Raw genomic sequence first — 16,687 nt, 5'->3', positions numbered from 1 at the left:
CATCATTATTTAAGCGCATCATAGTCAATTGGGTGTCTTCTATCAAGAACTCCTGCTTGCTCTTCCATCGGATATTTCAATCCATTCCCACAGTTGAACAGAACAACCTGATCAGCGCCATCGATCCTGCCGTCTTTTAAAGCTCTTTTGTAAGCAGCAAATGTCGCTGCGCCTTCAGGACACACTAAGAATCCTTCTCTCTGACCGATTTGTTGTCGCGCTATTTCTATGTCTTCATCAGAGACTGCAAGAGCCGCCCCTTTGCTTTCTCGCACAGCCTCTAAAATTAAGTGATCACCCACTGCCACAGGCACACGAATGCCCGCAGCATAGGTATGCGCGTCTTCCCATAAATCAGCATGCTTTGTACCGTCATTAAATGCTTTTACGATCGGCGCACACCCTGTGGCCTGCACTGCAAACATTTTTGGCCGCTTTGATCCGATCCATCCTAACTTTTCAAGTTCATCAAACGCCTTCCACATACCGATTAATCCTGTACCGCCCCCTGTTGGGTAAAAAATAGCGTCAGGAACTGACCATCCCAGTTGTGCTGCAAGCTCTAGGCCCATGGTCTTTTTACCTTCAATTCTGTAGGGTTCCTTCAATGTAGAAAGATCAAACCAACCCATTTTCTCCTTGCCATCAAAAACAATCTTCCCACAATCATTAATCAACCCGTTAACTCTCCAGACCTTACCCCCTTGAAGACTTATCTCACGGATATTGATATCGGGTGTATCGTCTGGGGCAAAAATGTAACTTTCAAGTCCTGCTTTTGTGGCATAGGCTGCTAAGGCTGCTCCTGCATTCCCATTTGTTGGCATTGCTAACCGCTTTAGACCTAGCTCTTTCGCCATCGCTACAGCAACACCCAAGCCTCTGGCTTTGAAGCTTCCCGTTGGTAAACGCCCCTCATCTTTCATCAAAATCTCGCCGGTTACATTCAAATCTTTTTGAAGGCGAGGACAAGGCTGCAAGGGGGTGTCCGTCTCCCCTAAGGCACAGAGGTTTTCAGTATTCATCAGCGGTAAAAGTTCACGCCACTTCCAAAAACCACCAGGCCGTGCCCAGATATCATTCTTATTTAATTCATGCTTCATGGCTTTTAGGGCATATCGCACCAATAATGGGCGCCCAGCTTGAGATAAGCCATGGATCTCACCCGGCAAATAATCGGCCTGGCCTGTTAACCCGCATTCAAGGTGCGTCACATAATTTTTAAACTTTTCCATAAAGCCCTCTCTCAATTTTTTTCTATCTTTAATATATGGCAGTCGAATAAAATGAAAAGTGAAGATTTATTATAGATTTGGAAGAGAGCTCTAGGGCGATGCCATCAAAAAAATTCTAAACAAAATCATTGAATAAGAATAAAAAAAGGGGCCAAAGCCCCTCTACTTTTCGTTAAAAATATTTTTAGAGATCGTCAATTGCTTTATCAGGCGATTGGTAGAGCTTAGCTAAGACAGCCCCAACTACAGCTGAAATAACGACATGCCCTACAAATTGAACAGTTTTAGGATCTTGAGGTAACTCAATCAATCCATAGAACCAGATCATATCAGTTGCGCCGATAAGAATGCCGTAGACGACGCCGAACATTACTCCTTTTTTAACATCGTTCGAACCCACACCATTATGCCAAATCCAAAGCATAGCTAAGGTTTGGATGAGATGAAGTACGATGACAACATTTTGATTCATATGCCCCATCGGGTGCATGACGGCCATCATTGGCTCAAACTTATCCATAAAAACCATGCCATAGCCTGACCAGAGTGCGAAGAAAACGATGTAAGCGATGATAACATCTAGTGCGTATTTTTTCATATTCATGGTATTTTCCCTCCCATTGTGAATGCGAAATGACTATTGAAACTCCTGTTACTAACTACCCTTAAGTTATTACTCACTACTTTCTTTTTCCATTTTTATGACGTGATGAGGATAAGGGAAATGAATCCCGGCCTCTTTAAATTTATCCCATATTGCTAGACGGACATTCGAGGCAACATTATTAACGCCGCTTTCGGCATCAGTAATCCAAAACCGCAACTGAATTTGTATCCCTGAATCAGCAAAATCCATGAGCCGGCATTGCGGCTTCTTACTTTCTATCCTCACAACTCGTGGATCTTCAAGAGCAGCGGCGATCATTAAGTCCATGGCTTGCCGTGGATCATCTTCATAGGCAATCAAGACAGATATTTTCCGCCGAACATATGTATCTGTATGCGACCAATTAATGACAGGCTGTGTGATCATATCCTCATTGGGGATGAGATATTCAGTACCATCTCTTGTTACGACCGACGTATAGCGTGCTGCGAGTTTACTAATTATACCGTAGGTACCCCCAGTTTCAACAACATCCCCGGGCTTAATAGAGCGATCCATCAATAGAATAAGTCCGGAAATAAAATTACCGACAACTTTTTGAAGACCAAAACCGATGCCCACACCCAGGGCACCACCGAAAACAGCCAGAGCAGTAAGATCTATTCCTGTCGCGTTTAAAGCAAGAAGAAAAGCAATGATTATCAGGATAATGCGACTGGTTTTGGTGATCAGAACCCGTGCAGAGGCCGGGACAGAAGCCATGGACCGCAAACGCTTTTCAAGCAAGCTTGCAACAAAAAGAGCGCCCCACATAAATAAAGCAAGAGAGAAAACACCGCTAATCACATCAAGAGCAGAAATGCTGCTTTCTCCGAGCGGAATTTTAGCCCCTTCCAGTACTTCAAGAAGAGGATCTAAAAGACCTAGAATATTCAGCGCAGCACCAATCCAAATTATGGGGGCGACCATCCGAGCAATTTCGCGGTTCGCAATTACTCCTGCTACCAGACGGATCACAAACCAGGCTGTCAGCAGGCTTGTGGTGATGTCGAGGATGATTAATTTTTCATAGTATGTTTTTAGGCCGATATAGCCGGTCCATACCAAAATCAAAGCAAAAGCTGATTGTAAGATTGGAACAGCAAGAGTGCGCTCTATTTTTGCAAGCCGATCTGATTCTTCAACCAAAAGGTTGATCTTTGATCTCAACCATTTCGCGACAAACTGACCCAGTAATAAGGAAAGAATAACGACAGAAATTTCAATCAATGCATGCCAGCCCGTAATATAATCACTGACCCATGATTGCAGCTGTGTCCATATTTCTAGGAACTTTGCTTCCACGACTGTCTCCTATTCCCTTTAGGGAGCTTACTCTGCTTTTCTCTTCTTTGCAAAAAAGTCTTTTAAAAGGGCCTGCGCTTCATCTGCTTTGATCCCATCATAGACCTCTGGTTTGTGGTGGCATGTAGGATGACTAAATACTCGCGATCCGTAATGAACACCGCCTCCTTTAGGATCATCTGCTGCAAAATAGACCCGCCTTATGCGGGCAAGGCTGATGGCCTGAGCGCACATGGCACAAGGTTCTAGAGTAATGTAGAGATCACAGCCATCAAGGCGTTCATTTTGAAGAATTTTACTCGCACTTCGAATGACATTCATTTCTGCATGCGCCGTAGGATCTTTCAGTTCAACTATTCTATTGCCATCTGCTGCAAGAAGGTCACCCGTCGATGAAACCAAAACAGCACCAATCGGCACTTCGCCCCTTTGCTCTGCCAAGCGCGCTTGCTCAAGCGCCTGTTCCATATATGGAAAATCCTGTATCATTCTGTCACAGTCGCGAATTTAAAGGGCCTCGTCAAGCTTCTGTTGCGAAAAGAGATGAATAGGACTATGGTGCGCCGCCAAAGGATACTGTTATGACCGAGTCTGAAAAAAACGAAATGCCTCAAGAACGCATCGCTAAAGTGCTTGCCCGTGCCGGCATAGCCTCACGGCGTGCCGTAGAGAGGCTCATAGAAGATGGCCGTGTCAAACTTCACGGGAAAATTCTAGATACCCCCGCAACACTTGTTGATAGCCTCAACGGCATAGAAGTTGACGACAAGCCCGTCCTTCCGCCAGCAGAAACAAAACTTTGGCGTTTTCATAAACGCGTTGGGACGCTCTGTACTTATTATGACCCGGAAGGCAGAGCAACAGTATTTGATAATTTACCCTCGCATATGGGGCGCGTCATCTCTGTAGGCCGTTTGGATTTAAATACTGAAGGCCTTTTGCTCCTAACAAACGATGGTGAATTAGCCCGTTATTTAGAACTTCCTGATAATCAAATGGAACGCACATATCGTGTAAGAGTTTATGGTTGGGTTGATCTCAAAAAGTTAGAAGCATTGAAGAATGGCGTCACCATTGACGGCATTCATTATGGGGCAATCCATGCGGTTATGGAAGAGCGTGTCGCAGGCGAAGACGGTAAAAAGTCAGGCTCAAACAAATGGATAAAAATCACAATCTCGGAAGGGAAAAACCGCGAAGTTCGTAAAATTATGGACCACCTAGGCTTAGAAGTGAACCGTCTTATTCGTGTATCATATGGTCCTTTCACACTCAGCACCCTTCCTAAGGAAGCCAGCCTTCAAGTAACTGACAAACAATTACGCGATTTATTGCCTGAATTCTACAACCAACAAAAGGGATCCGTTGCTGCTCCGGTCAAAAAAGACCGTGACACCAGCAAATGGGCAAAGGCAAAACCGAAAAACAAAGTGAAGCCAGGCCAAAAAAGGCGTAATAAATTCAAAGCTGAACAACGCCGGCAATCTGAAAATGTTGTAAGCCGCGGCGCCCGTCATTTTAAAGGACACGGCACAGCAAAACCTACTGAAAAAAAGAAACCTGAGTAATGTTACGGTTAATATCCGGAAAATACAAAGGACGGAAACTCGCCGTTCCAGAAGGCTTAGGCGTTAGACCAACCACGGACCGAATGCGGGAGCGAATTTTTTCTATGCTCGCGCATCCGCGCTACCCTGAGCTCTATCAAGCTCGTGTTGCTGACCTTTTTGCTGGCACAGGCGCTCTGGGTCTGGAAGCCCTCTCAAGGGGGGCAGCATTCGTTACTTTTGTTGAAAAAAGCGGGAAGCATACTGAAAATCTAAGCCAGAATATTTCACTTCTAGAGGCTAATCAAGTGACGTCGGTCTTAAAGACTAGCGCCACAAGCTTGCCAAAAGCTACAGCCCCCTACGATTTGATTTTCATGGACCCCCCTTATAATCAAGGCCTTGCTGTCCCTGCACTATATTCCGCAGAGGAATCAGGATGGATTTCAGAGAAGACACTCATCGTTATGGAAGTAGCCAGTGGCGAAATGCCAGAGATCGATGATAGATTTTCTATTGTCGACGATAGAAAACAAGGAAAACAGAAAATTCTTTTTATTCAGGTTGCTTCCTAATTTCAGAGGCAATAATCCTCTCAATCTGAAGGGTTTTACGCATCTTTTTGATGACTTCATTCATCCGAGGAATATAGTGTTTATAAGTATCTCGGACCCGAATATGAATAGCTTTACGCTCATAAACTCCTCTGATCGTCACATCGAATTCTCGATCGAGGCCTAACCTCAAAAAGTCTTGCCTATTAACGACAGTAAAAGCATTTTCGTTATCATGAACATATTCTGTAGCCTCTTTTGTTGACTTAAAATATTTCCACTTTTTTGTTTTAATATCATCGGTATAGGTCCACCCTATAATTGCAGCGAATGTTAAATTAGCATTGCTAAAGGTAGCGACACTTGGATCAATATCTTTATGATAGGCATAGCTATTGATGGCATAAAAAATAGGCTTGGTGAAATGCTGTATTTTAACTTCTTCGGGTCGGTTACGCCAAATCGGATGAGAGCAACAAGTCATGCCAACCTTTCCCTCAATAAAGTTTTTCCGAATTTGCTTATAATCATACCTCTGCATGACAAAAGGTACATTCGATTGTCTCAGGATTTCTTCAAACACATGGGCATAAACTGTCGCCAAGCCTACAGCAACATGTATTGTCTCCTGGGGGTCATCAGGTTTCTGTTCTGCTGCCCGTCCTTCAACGGCTGGCCCCAGACCAACAATGAAAAAACCCACTAAATATAAAATAACTACACGCATTACTTTCCCCGTAACGACTATAGCATAAGTTTATTCTTTGTAAAAAATAATCAATTCTGTCACGCCCTTCATATTTATGCAATTTGCACATAAACAACCCTACAATCATAACACAGTAAAAAGAAAAAGGCTGAGAATTATCCCAGCCTTTTTCTTGGTTTATACGGTATCCGATTAATGTTGGCGTTCAACCATCATCTTCTTAATTTCTGCAATGGCTTTCGCAGGGTTAAGACCTTTCGGACATGTGTTAGAACAATTCATAATCGTATGACATCGATATAACCTGAACGGGTCTTCAAGATTGTCTAGACGATCCCCTGTTGCTTCATCGCGGCTATCAATTAACCAGCGATAGGCTTGCAGCAGAATAGCAGGTCCTAAATATTTATCTCCATTCCACCAGTAAGACGGGCAAGATGTTGAACAACAGGCACACAGAATACACTCATAGAGACCATCAAGCTTTGAACGATCTTCAATAGACTGAAGTCTCTCTTTTGTAGGGGTCGTTGACTGTGTTTGCATCCAAGGTTTAATGCTTGCATATTGAGCATAAAAATTTGTGAGATCCGGCACCAAGTCTTTAATCACTTCTTGGTGGGGCAGCGGAGTAATTGATACATCGCCTTTCACTTCTTCAATAGATTTTGTACAGGCAAGTGCATTCTCACCGTCTACATTCATCGCACAGGAGCCACAAACACCCTCACGACAAGAGCGGCGGAAAGTAAGTGTACTGTCCATCTCATTCTTAATCTTGATCAAGGCGTCTAGAACCATAGGGCCACAACTGTCCATATCGACTTCGTATGTATCCATGTGTGGGTTTTTCCCATCATCTGGATTCCATCTGTAAACATGGAACTTCTTTACATTTGTCGCACCAGCAGGTGCTTTAAACTCAGCACCTTTTTTCACTTTGGAATTTTTAGGTAACGAAAATTCAGCCATTTTATTATCCTTTCAATTCCGGTTTAATATACACGAGCTTTAGGTTTGATATACTCAATCTCTTCAGTGAGAGTATACTCATGAACTGGGCGATATCCAAGTTTAACGTCTTTGCCGTCAAACCAAGACACTGTGTGCTTCATCCATTCCTTGTCATCCCGATCTGGGTAATCCTCATGCATATGAGCCCCACGAGATTCCTTACGGTTTGCAGCACTGTGCATCGTCATCACAGCTTGACCCATAAGGTTTTGAAGCTCTAGAGTTTCAATGAGATCAGAATTCCAAACAAGAGATCTATCCGATGTTTTAACGTCACCAATTTTAGCAGCAGTCTCATCAATCTTCTTCACGCCTTCAGAAAGAACTTCTTCCGTGCGGAATACAGCACAATTTGTTTGCATTGTCCGTTGCATCTCTAAACGAAGGTCAGCTGTAGAAATGGCACCATCAGCATATCGTGCAGCGTCTAACCGTCCAAGGGCCATATCTTCATAGCCTTTTGGAAGTGCTTTATGAGAAGTCCCTGCTTTCACAAGCTCAGGAACACGCAGACCCACAGCTCTGCCGAAGACCACAAGATCAATCAAAGAGTTAGACCCAAGACGGTTTGCACCGTGAACAGAGACACAAGCTGCCTCACCAACGGCAAACAGACCATTGACAGTATTGTCAGGATTGTCAGATGTCGGATTAATGACTTCGCCGTGATAGTTCGTTGGAATACCGCCCATGTTATAGTGAACTGTAGGGATCACTGGTATTGGCTCTTTGGTTACGTCAACACCTGCGAAAATTTTCGCTGATTCAGAAATGCCTGGCAGGCGATCCGCAAGAATTGCTGGATCAAGATGATCCAGGTGCAAGAAAATATGATCGCCGTCTGTACCAACACCCCGGCCTTCGCGAATTTCGTTAGACATCGAGCGTGACACAACGTCGCGAGAGGCCAAATCTTTTGCCGATGGAGCATAGCGCTCCATAAAGCGCTCGCCTTCTGAGTTACGTAAAATACCGCCTTCACCGCGTGCCCCTTCAGTAATCAGAACACCCGCGCCGTAAATACCAGTTGGATGGAACTGGACAAATTCAAGGTCCTGAAGAGCAATCCCAGCACGCATGGCCATACCGCCTCCATCACCTGTACAGGTATGAGCAGAGGTCGCAGAAAAGTAAGAACGACCGTAACCGCCTGTTGCTAGAACTGTCGCATGACTGCGGAAAGCGTGAATCGATCCATCTTCCATATTCATGGCAATCACACCGCGGCATTCCCCGTTTTCCATAATGAGATCAATAGCAAAATATTCAATGAAGAAATCGCTATCGTATTTGAGAGACTGCTGATACATGGCGTGAAGCATCGCATGACCTGTACGATCTGAGGCAGCACATGTCCGCTGCGCTGCAGGGCCTTCGCCAAAATCAGTTGTCATCCCCCCGAAAGCACGCTGGTAAATCTTACCTTCTTCTGTTCGAGAGAAAGGAACACCGTAATGCTCAAGCTCATAGACGGCTTCAGGTGCCTGCTTCACCATATATTCAATAGCATCTTGATCACCGAGCCAATCTGACCCTTTGACAGTATCGAACATATGCCATTCCCATTTATCACCACCTGGCATATTGCCAAGAGATGCAGCGATACCGCCCTGTGCAGCCACAGTATGGGACCGAGTTGGAAATACTTTTGTAATACATGCAGTTCTCAGGCCTTGCTCCGCTAAGCCCATAGTCGCACGTAATCCAGAACCCCCTGCACCAACAACAACGGCGTCATAGGTATGTTCTGTAATTGGATAGCTTGCTGACATTGAATTAGCCTCCAAATGCAATTTTAAGAATTGAAAAAATGCCAAGGCCTGCCATCAGTATTATACCGAAAGACACAGCCATCATAGCGGCAACTTTATTGGTTTTATTTGTCACATAATCTTCGATCAACACCTGAAGACCGAGACGCATGTGATAGCAAATGTTTGCCACGAAGAGAACCATAACCACAGCAGCGACAGGCTGTTGCAACCATGCAACCCAATCAGCATATCCTTTATGTAAATTTCCCATAAAGGAAATGACAACAAAAATCACTAAGGGAATGTTAGCCAGCGCAGTTACACGGTGCATCCACCAATGATGCGTCCCATTTTTTGCGGATCCAAGGCCGCGGACTTTAGCAAGTGGTGCTTTCATATCTGTCATCGCAACCTCCTAAATCAAACCATAACCAAACAACCAAATCAAGGCTGTGGTCAGAATTGAAAAGACATATGTCAAATTGGCAGAGGATGTGTTGGCTTTAAGCTCATAGAGCTTGCCAGTATCCATAATCAAGTGGCGAATGCCAGATGCTAAATGCTGCATCAACGCGAATGTCATTCCAATCAAAACAAGTTTACCAAGGGGTGACGACATGCACGTCATGAAAGTATCAAAGGCAGCAGAGCCTTCAGCCAAAGCCACCAAAAACCAGGTCATAATGAGAGCACCCACTGCTAGAGCTGATCCAGTAGCACGGTGCATGATAGACGTGAACATATGGACACGCCATTTATAGACTTGGAGGTGGGGCGATAGTGGGCGATCAACTTTTGCCATTATCAATTCCTCAAAAAAGAGCGCTTTTCAGAGTGTTGGGAACCAAAGCGCTTGTTAGCCTCCCCTCGAGGTTCGAGGGATTTATGCTAAGTGTTTTAGACCCTTAGATCATTCTAGGCAAGGGGCTAATTGCGTTTTTCACCAAGAAAAAGCATTGCCGCTTCTAAATCGTCCTCCTCTTATTATGAGCGATTTAATAAATTGTAATTCCATAGTTTAATGATAAACTCTGCTTTTAATAACAACATGACAGCATCATGGCTTTGAAAATCAGACAGTATATCGCCTTAGTGACCCTCTTCTCATTACCTTCAGGGCTTGCCTATGCTGGCTTAGATGCCATCGAAGAGCCTGCACCTGAGATGCCAAGCTTGATAGTATTGTCTATTCCAACCTTATTGAATGAGAATAAGACAGGCTCATACTCTGGCTTTCTTAATTACCTTCAAAGCAAGAACAAGATTGCATCTTGGACAGTAGCGCCTACACGCCGTGCAGAACGTATCTTTCTAGAAAAAGGATATGATTGTATTGCTCCAGTTGATCTGGACTTTATAACAGATCGAGGATTAGATCCTCAAAACTTCACAATGACAAGCGCTTTTAACAATGCTGTTGCTTACCTCTATTTTACAGATCAACAAGCCATGACAAAATCTGTTCCCAAGATTGGCAGTATTGGCGTCATGGCTGAAGGACAATGGACCAGAGAGCATTTTGAGCACGTTAGGATACCAAACTATTTTCGCCTGTTATCCATGGTTAATCACGGTAGCCTAGATGCCGCTCTTGTCACATTTCCTGACATATTAGAGCACGGCAAGGCTTATGAACTTGTTCTGAAGCTCTCGCCTTTTAGAGAAGCCGCTTGGCAAGGAGCCGAACGGATAATTTGTCACAAGCAAGCAGGCGAGGCTGTTGTGGCTCTCTCAAAAGAAATAGACGCTCTCATCACCTCTGGTGCTATGGATGAACTCATTGAGAATAAATACATCCATCCCGCGCAGAAATAGACTTTCCCATCGGAAACTTTCTTTTAATATTACGCTTTATAGGTATATTATTCTATAATTAAGTGAATATATATTCATATAATCAACTCTTGCGTATATTATTACATCCGATATATTTAACATTAGTTTATTTTTTATAGGTGATTATATGATAAATTTTAAAATATTTGCATTTCTTATTTTTATAGCCTCTCTCTCTATTCCAACTTTAGCAAAAGAACTACCTCTCGCCAGCTTTGCAAAACTTCCAACAGTTTCTAACCTTAAGCTAGCCCCTGACGGTAAAAATTTTGCTTATATTTCTGTAATTAAAGGCCGCAAATCTCTCGTCGTTCGAAATATTGAAACAGGCCAATTTAATATTGTTCCTCCCATTGATAAATCGGATATCGCCATTTTTTGGTGGGGTAACAATTCTCGGCTTCTAATCGGCTATGAAATGACAACCAAAGTAAGAGGCAGCAGTGTCATGCGACAAGAAACACGCCTTCTTGCTATCGATCATGATATGAAGAACCCTAAATGGATTGTTCGCCCAGCTGATGAAAAGGGCGAAGGGAGCTGGATCGCGAATAGGAAGAAATATCCGCCTGCTCAATTTCAAACAGATATTATTGATCTCTTACCGAAAGATCCGAATTTTATTTTGCTCGCCCTTGATGGTGATTTTGATGCTCAAGATGAGGTGCGTAAAATTAACATCAATACGGGTGCCTATACCATCGTAAATGATGGCGTAAGGGGCATTCAATATTGGGCCACTAATTCAGACCACGAGGTCTCTTATGGATATGGATATGATCGCCTCAAGGGAAAATATATTTCTAAGCTTCGTCTTCCCAATGGAAATTGGATTGACCTTAGCAAACAAACCTATTTGGAGCGTTTTGACTTTATTGTTTTCGATGAGGACCCAAGCTACGCTTATATGTCAGGGCATGTAAAAAATGATACAACCGGCCTCTATAAAATTAACATCGCTACCGGCCAAATTACAGAAACACTTTTTGAACATAACTCAGTTGATGCCGACAGCCTCCTTATGCATCCCTATACGAGAAAACCTGTAGGCTATGCCTACACCACAGATTTCAATCAATATGTATATTTTGATAAAGAGTTCAATCGCATTCAAAAAATTGCTCAAAAAGCCTTAAAAATGGACAACATACGCATTGTTGATAAAGTTCAAGGCCAACAGATATATATTTTATTCGCCTCAAATGATCGTCAACCAGGGGTCTATTATTACTATAATCGCCCTGCAAAGCACCTGAGTATGATCAGCCCCATTCGGCCCGACATCAAACCTGAAGAGATGGCATCTGTGAAAGAAGTGATGATCCCTGTCTCGGACGGATCTTCCATCCCAGCTTTCCTCACCTTACCGAGAGGGAAAACTGAAAATCTCAAAACAATTGTCTTTCCCCATGGGGGCCCTCAATCAAGGGACACAGCGCACTGGGAATTTACTGCTCAGTTTTTGGCCAATCGAGGTTATGCTGTGCTTCAACCAAATTTCAGAGGGTCCAGTGGATATGGCTATCGCTATCAAAGGATGGGGAACAATCAGTGGGGCGGCTTAATGCAGCAAGATGTCACCGATGCGACCAAGTGGCTTATTGACAATAAAATTGCTCAAAAAGATAAAATATGCATCGCAGGATATTCTTATGGGGGTTATGCAGCCCTAATGGGAATCATTCAAAACTCAGCCCTCTATCAATGTGCCGCCTCGATTAACGGGGTGACGGACATTCCCAAGATGAAATTAAACGATAAAAAATTTATTGGCGGTAGTTCATGGATTAAAACAATGGGACTGGAAGGGGCCAATGACAAAACTGTTTCGCCCTATCATTTATATAAGAAGATTCAAGTCCCAGTTCTTCTCATTTCATCGAAAGATGACGCACGTATAAATTATCAGTGGACAAGACAGCTGAGTAAGAAGCTTAGGAAAAAATCTACCTTTGTGCTTATAGAAGACGGCGGTCATCATATGGATACAGTGAATGCAAGAATGACAGTTCTAACTGAGCTGGAAAAATTCTTTAAGAAGCATCTGAAATAACCTCTAAAGACAGCCGCAGTGCTGAAAAGGACTAACGGTAAAATGTACGACAGAACGTTTTACCGCAGTCTTTCTGCGGTTATCTGTGGGTGATCTGCGATGGACTGATCTTGTCATACCGGAAAGTCAGCTGTATATTTAAAGGGTAAGTCAGTCGAATAAAAGAACGGGCTACACCTTAACAATAACGACAGTAAATTATAATAAAATGAGGATAGATAAATGTTTGTACAACTTGTTCAGAAAAATACATATGCCAGACTGAATGGCCATTCTGTAACTGCTGGCGAATATTCACGCCGTCGCCAGCGCCGTGTTAAACGCTTTCAATCAGCAGCATAATGCTTATGAAGTCTGCAAAAGCATCGACCGAATAACTGCGGTGTAAGAGAGTGATCCTTATACCGCAGACTTTTTCTTCTAGTATTCCACAAATTTTTGAGCCATATTTGATCTACTATCCATAACTATAGGTCCTTTATGTTCAGACTAACGATCATTTTTATTATCCTGATACATAGCCTTCCCTCTCCTCGAGCTTTCTCGGATGATGACATTCCTGACCTTGTCATCCTCGATTTAGAAGGGTTAATTGGCGAAGATCAACAAGGACCCTATGCCAAATTTTTTCAGCACTTAGTCAATGAAGGCCACTTAAAATCTTGGGTCGTCGCTCCTATCCGCCGCGCACGCCGTATGTTTTGGAATAAAAAGGCCCATTGCCTTGGCCCGACATCCATGCAACATTTTCATGAATTTGATCTTGATGAAACAGACTATACAATCTCAACCGCCTTCAATGAGGCTTCTGGCTATCTGTATAGATCTACTCAGTATATGACGAATCTGACAAAGGATATGCCCACCATTGGCACTGTTGGAAGCGGCAATCTATATGGTATTCAAAAGGATACCTATAAAGCAATTTCAATTCGAAATTATTTTCGCTTATTAACATTGGTTCAAAAGAACCGATTGGATGCAGCCTATATCATTTATCCCGACATTATCAACATCCCTAAAGCAGCAGCTCTTACCCGTAAAATGACCTCCGCGCGTACTTTAGTTTGGACAGGAAAAGAACAGATTATCTGCCATAAAGACGCGCCTGTTAATATAGCCAAAATTTCCGCCTTCATTGCGCAAAGCCACAAGAATGGTAGTTTGTCTACCCTATTGGGGAATGCTTATAATGTTCCAACCATCGGCCCCTCATTCCTAAATCAATAGATGGGCGATAAAGGGAATTATCTATGCTTCAGGCATTGTAAAACATATTCTATCAAGAACTTTAAACTTTCTTAAACGATTTCAATGTAAAAATACCCTTATGCGTATCATTCAATATCACTATTTTCTTGCGAGCCTTATGCTCATTCTCTTCGGTCTTATGGAAAGTCGTGCGGAAGAAACTTTCGCGGATGACAGAAGGCTTAGGCTCATTGTTGTTGATCTTCCCAAACTTACTGACCACGCAGATGCTGCTTACGCAAAGTTGTTTAAACACCTGCAAGATGAAAAAATCATTGGTGAATGGCGCACAGCTTCTCAAAGAAGAGCCCATAAAGAATTTATTCGGAAACAATCAGACTGTATCGCACCTGCTTCCCATTATCTCATAGATAATTACAAGCTGGACCCAACAAAGTTTCTCCTCTCTACCTCATTCAATCAAGTCGCCGGTTATATTATTAAAACGGACTTAGAGCTGGCTGATAATGACTCTCTTCCAATATTGGGCACAGTTGGCTTCTCTTTACTTTATGAGTATGTGGGTGAGAAATATTCGATCCGGCAGATTAAAACCTATAAATCACTGGCGAATTTATTGAAAAAGAAGCGGATCCATGCAGGCTATGTCAACATGCCCGACTTATCCTTAGATCAAGAGGCATATAAAAACATGCCGCCTCTCGATTTAAGGCAAGGCCCTATCTGGAAATCTGAAGAGAAATTCCTTTGCCATAAAGACGCAGAAAATCAATTTCAAAAGCTTAATCTAAAACTTAATCATATGATCCGTGATGGCTCACTCAAGACTTTGCTTAGTAATGCTTATTTCAGATATTAGCTCTGTTGATCTGCAAGATAGCTGATCATCCCTGAAAAATCGACACCGCCATTTCCATCTGCGGCCATAGCTTTATACAAATCATGAGAATGTTTGCCTAAGGGAGTTTCTGTACCTGCTGTCTCTATTGCTTCTACAGCCAGACCAAGATCCTTCAACATGAGATCGGTAGCAAATCCAGGCTGATAAGCATTATTTGCTGGACTTGTTGGGACAGGCCCAGGAACTGGACAATAGGACGTTAAAGACCAGCTTTGGCCAGAAGCATTAGACATAATATCATAGAGGACCTGATCTTCCACCCCTAAAGCACGGCCCAGATTGAACGCTTCCCCAGTGCCAATCATAGTAATTGCCAACAGCATGTTATTACAAATTTTTGCTGCCTGACCATTTCCAGGACCGCCTGCATGGACAATTTTCCCTGCCATCGGCGCAAGAATAGCCTCAGCTCTCGTAAAAGCCTCTTTCTTACCTCCGACCATAAAGGCTAAGGTGCCAGCTGCTGCACCCCCAACTCCTCCGGAAACTGGTGCATCGATCATCTGAATATTTCTCTCATCTGCAGCCGCAATAACATCGCGAGCAGATTGAACATCAATGGTGGAACTATCTATAAGTAAAGTCTTCTCATCGATTGAGGCAAGAATACCTTCTTTCCCTAGATAAACATTTTTTACAATGGCCCCATTGGGAAGCATTGTTACCACAGCATCTACATTGGTCACTGCTTCAGCAACAGATGTAAATGCTGAACCGCCTGCTACTTCAAGGCCGTTTCGCGCTTCATCAGAAAGGTCAAACCCTCTCACAGCAAAGCCTTCTTTTAACAGGTTTTTTGCCATGGGGAGCCCCATATTTCCAAGGCCAATAAATCCAATTGTCTGTGTCATTTCTCTTCCTTCTTCCCTTAAAATAATTCATCATCACGGGCATCAAATGACTCGAAAAATGAATAAACATCCTCTTCTTCGATATCTTTGAGGTTTGCCGGAGACCAAACAGGTAAGTTGTCTTTATCGATAAGAAGGGCACGAACCCCTTCATGGAAATTGCCCTTTGCCATCCAGCGGACGACCATGCGGTATTCCATTTTCATATTCTCACTGAAAGAAGAAAGCCCAGCTCCCCTCTTTAGCTGCTCGAATGTCACTTTCAAAGCTAGGGGGGATTTACTTTCAAGAATTGATAGCTGTTTCTGTGCCCAATCAGTCCCAAGTTCGCGTAGTCCCGCAAGAATATCTTCTACCGTAAATCCGTCAAACACATGGTCTATATCATCCATCACTGCTGCGATAGGCGCTGAGTCAGGACTTTGATGAAAGCCCTCTAGAATTTCTTGCACATCAGCGCTACCAGTAATTTCTGTTTTTTCGAGCGCAGCTATCACTGCATCAACATGTTCTGAAGGGATAACATGAGTTGCCAGGCCTAGAGCGTATAAATCTTCTTGTTTCAAGCGAGCACCAGTGAGGCCTAAATAGTTACCTACCGCACCGGGTAATCTTGGTAAAAACCACCCGCCCCCAACATCAGGAAAAAAACCAATGCCCGTTTCTGGCATAGCAAACATTGTTTTCTCAGAGGCCACCCAGAACTCGCCCGGAATAGATACGCCAACCCCGCCGCCCATGGTAATCCCATCTACAAAACTAATGTATGGTTTGGGGAATTCATTGATTGCTATATTCATCAGATATTCATCTCTGAAAAATTCACGCCATCCCGTACCACCCGCATGATAGTCTTGAACAATTTTTACAACATCGCCGCCCGCGCAAAAAGCTTTGTCGCCTGTCCCTGTGACCACCACAGCAGTTACACTAGTGTTACTTTTCCATAAAGCCAGCTGATCTAAAATAGATTTTGCCATAACATGCGTTAGACTATTCAACGCTTTTGGGCGATTTAATGTAATAAACCCAATGCCATTTCTTACAGAAAATAAGACTTCATCTGTCAT

General features: G+C 43.3%; 17 protein-coding genes. 6 read left to right on the top strand and 11 right to left on the bottom strand.

What is annotated here, in order from left to right; all coding sequences use genetic code 11:
* Positions 1-5: 5 nt before the first annotated feature.
* The 4 genes from QGN29_RS08095 to QGN29_RS08080 all read right to left on the bottom strand — a co-directional run bounded on the left by QGN29_RS08095 (position 6) and on the right by QGN29_RS08080 (position 3,654).
* Positions 6-1,235: a threonine synthase gene (locus QGN29_RS08095; protein ID WP_310797348.1), complete on the bottom strand. Its 1,230-nt coding sequence runs from the start codon at positions 1,233-1,235 to the stop codon at positions 6-8.
* 184 nt (positions 1,236-1,419) lie between these two features.
* A complete protein-coding gene (locus QGN29_RS08090; RefSeq protein WP_310797347.1) occupies positions 1,420-1,833 on the bottom strand; it encodes a hypothetical protein in 414 nt (137 codons plus the stop codon).
* Positions 1,834-1,908: 75 nt separating this feature from the next.
* Entirely contained in the window at positions 1,909-3,186 is a 1,278-nt protein-coding gene (locus tag QGN29_RS08085; RefSeq protein WP_310797346.1) for a mechanosensitive ion channel family protein, read from the bottom strand.
* A gap of 27 nt (positions 3,187-3,213) precedes the next feature.
* A complete protein-coding gene (locus QGN29_RS08080; protein WP_310797345.1) occupies positions 3,214-3,654 on the bottom strand; it encodes a nucleoside deaminase in 441 nt (146 codons plus the stop codon).
* A 113-nt stretch (positions 3,655-3,767) separates the two neighbouring features.
* Between QGN29_RS08080 and QGN29_RS08075 the strand changes: the two genes are divergently transcribed.
* Both QGN29_RS08075 and rsmD read left to right on the top strand, forming a co-directional pair.
* Entirely contained in the window at positions 3,768-4,754 is a 987-nt protein-coding gene (locus QGN29_RS08075; RefSeq protein ID WP_310797344.1) for a pseudouridine synthase, read from the top strand.
* Positions 4,754-5,308 (top strand): 16S rRNA (guanine(966)-N(2))-methyltransferase RsmD, encoded by a 555-nt coding sequence (gene rsmD / locus QGN29_RS08070; RefSeq protein WP_310797343.1) that lies wholly within the window; start codon positions 4,754-4,756, stop codon positions 5,306-5,308. The genes QGN29_RS08075 and rsmD overlap by 1 nt, the downstream gene beginning before the upstream one ends.
* Here the strand turns inward: rsmD and QGN29_RS08065 are convergent.
* The 5 genes from QGN29_RS08065 to sdhC all read right to left on the bottom strand — a co-directional run bounded on the left by QGN29_RS08065 (position 5,289) and on the right by sdhC (position 9,566).
* Positions 5,289-6,014, bottom strand: a complete 726-nt coding sequence (locus tag QGN29_RS08065; protein WP_310797342.1) for a hypothetical protein — start codon at positions 6,012-6,014, stop codon at positions 5,289-5,291. The genes rsmD and QGN29_RS08065 overlap by 20 nt on opposite strands.
* A gap of 174 nt (positions 6,015-6,188) precedes the next feature.
* On the bottom strand, positions 6,189-6,968 hold the full coding sequence (locus QGN29_RS08060; protein ID WP_310797341.1) for a succinate dehydrogenase iron-sulfur subunit: 780 nt from the start codon (positions 6,966-6,968) through the stop codon (positions 6,189-6,191).
* A gap of 23 nt (positions 6,969-6,991) precedes the next feature.
* Positions 6,992-8,782 carry a succinate dehydrogenase flavoprotein subunit gene (gene sdhA / locus QGN29_RS08055; protein WP_310797340.1) on the bottom strand — a complete coding sequence of 597 codons (1,791 nt, stop codon included), beginning with the start codon at positions 8,780-8,782 and terminating at the stop codon, positions 6,992-6,994.
* Positions 8,783-8,786: 4 nt separating this feature from the next.
* A complete protein-coding gene (sdhD, locus tag QGN29_RS08050; protein WP_310797339.1) occupies positions 8,787-9,170 on the bottom strand; it encodes a succinate dehydrogenase, hydrophobic membrane anchor protein in 384 nt (127 codons plus the stop codon).
* Positions 9,171-9,179: 9 nt separating this feature from the next.
* Entirely contained in the window at positions 9,180-9,566 is a 387-nt protein-coding gene (gene sdhC, locus QGN29_RS08045; protein ID WP_310797338.1) for a succinate dehydrogenase, cytochrome b556 subunit, read from the bottom strand.
* Positions 9,567-9,823: 257 nt separating this feature from the next.
* Here sdhC and QGN29_RS08040 point away from each other — a divergent pair, with 257 nt between their 5' ends.
* From QGN29_RS08040 to QGN29_RS08025, 4 genes are all read left to right on the top strand, one after another.
* A complete protein-coding gene (locus QGN29_RS08040; protein ID WP_310797337.1) occupies positions 9,824-10,579 on the top strand; it encodes a hypothetical protein in 756 nt (251 codons plus the stop codon).
* 148 nt (positions 10,580-10,727) lie between these two features.
* On the top strand, positions 10,728-12,653 hold the full coding sequence (locus QGN29_RS08035) for an alpha/beta hydrolase family protein (protein WP_310797336.1): 1,926 nt from the start codon (positions 10,728-10,730) through the stop codon (positions 12,651-12,653).
* Between the two features lie 480 nt (positions 12,654-13,133).
* Complete coding sequence (locus QGN29_RS08030) at positions 13,134-13,883, top strand: hypothetical protein (protein WP_310797335.1); 750 nt, start codon at positions 13,134-13,136, stop codon at positions 13,881-13,883.
* A 100-nt stretch (positions 13,884-13,983) separates the two neighbouring features.
* Positions 13,984-14,724, top strand: coding sequence for a hypothetical protein (locus QGN29_RS08025; protein WP_310797334.1), 741 nt, complete (start codon positions 13,984-13,986; stop codon positions 14,722-14,724).
* Here QGN29_RS08025 and mmsB read toward each other — a convergent pair.
* The gene (gene mmsB, locus QGN29_RS08020; RefSeq protein ID WP_310797333.1) at positions 14,721-15,617 is read right to left on the bottom strand and encodes a 3-hydroxyisobutyrate dehydrogenase; all 897 of its coding nucleotides are present in this window, start codon (positions 15,615-15,617) and stop codon (positions 14,721-14,723) included. The genes QGN29_RS08025 and mmsB overlap by 4 nt on opposite strands.
* A gap of 17 nt (positions 15,618-15,634) precedes the next feature.
* Positions 15,635-16,687 carry an enoyl-CoA hydratase/isomerase family protein gene (locus QGN29_RS08015; protein ID WP_310797332.1) on the bottom strand — a complete coding sequence of 351 codons (1,053 nt, stop codon included), beginning with the start codon at positions 16,685-16,687 and terminating at the stop codon, positions 15,635-15,637.

The sequence above is a fragment of the Temperatibacter marinus genome (assembly GCF_031598375.1).
In the GTDB taxonomy this organism is placed as follows: Bacteria; Pseudomonadota; Alphaproteobacteria; order Sphingomonadales; family Kordiimonadaceae; genus Temperatibacter; species Temperatibacter marinus.
Note: the sequence above shows the minus strand (reverse complement) of the source record. Positions and strands in the feature narration are given on the sequence as shown.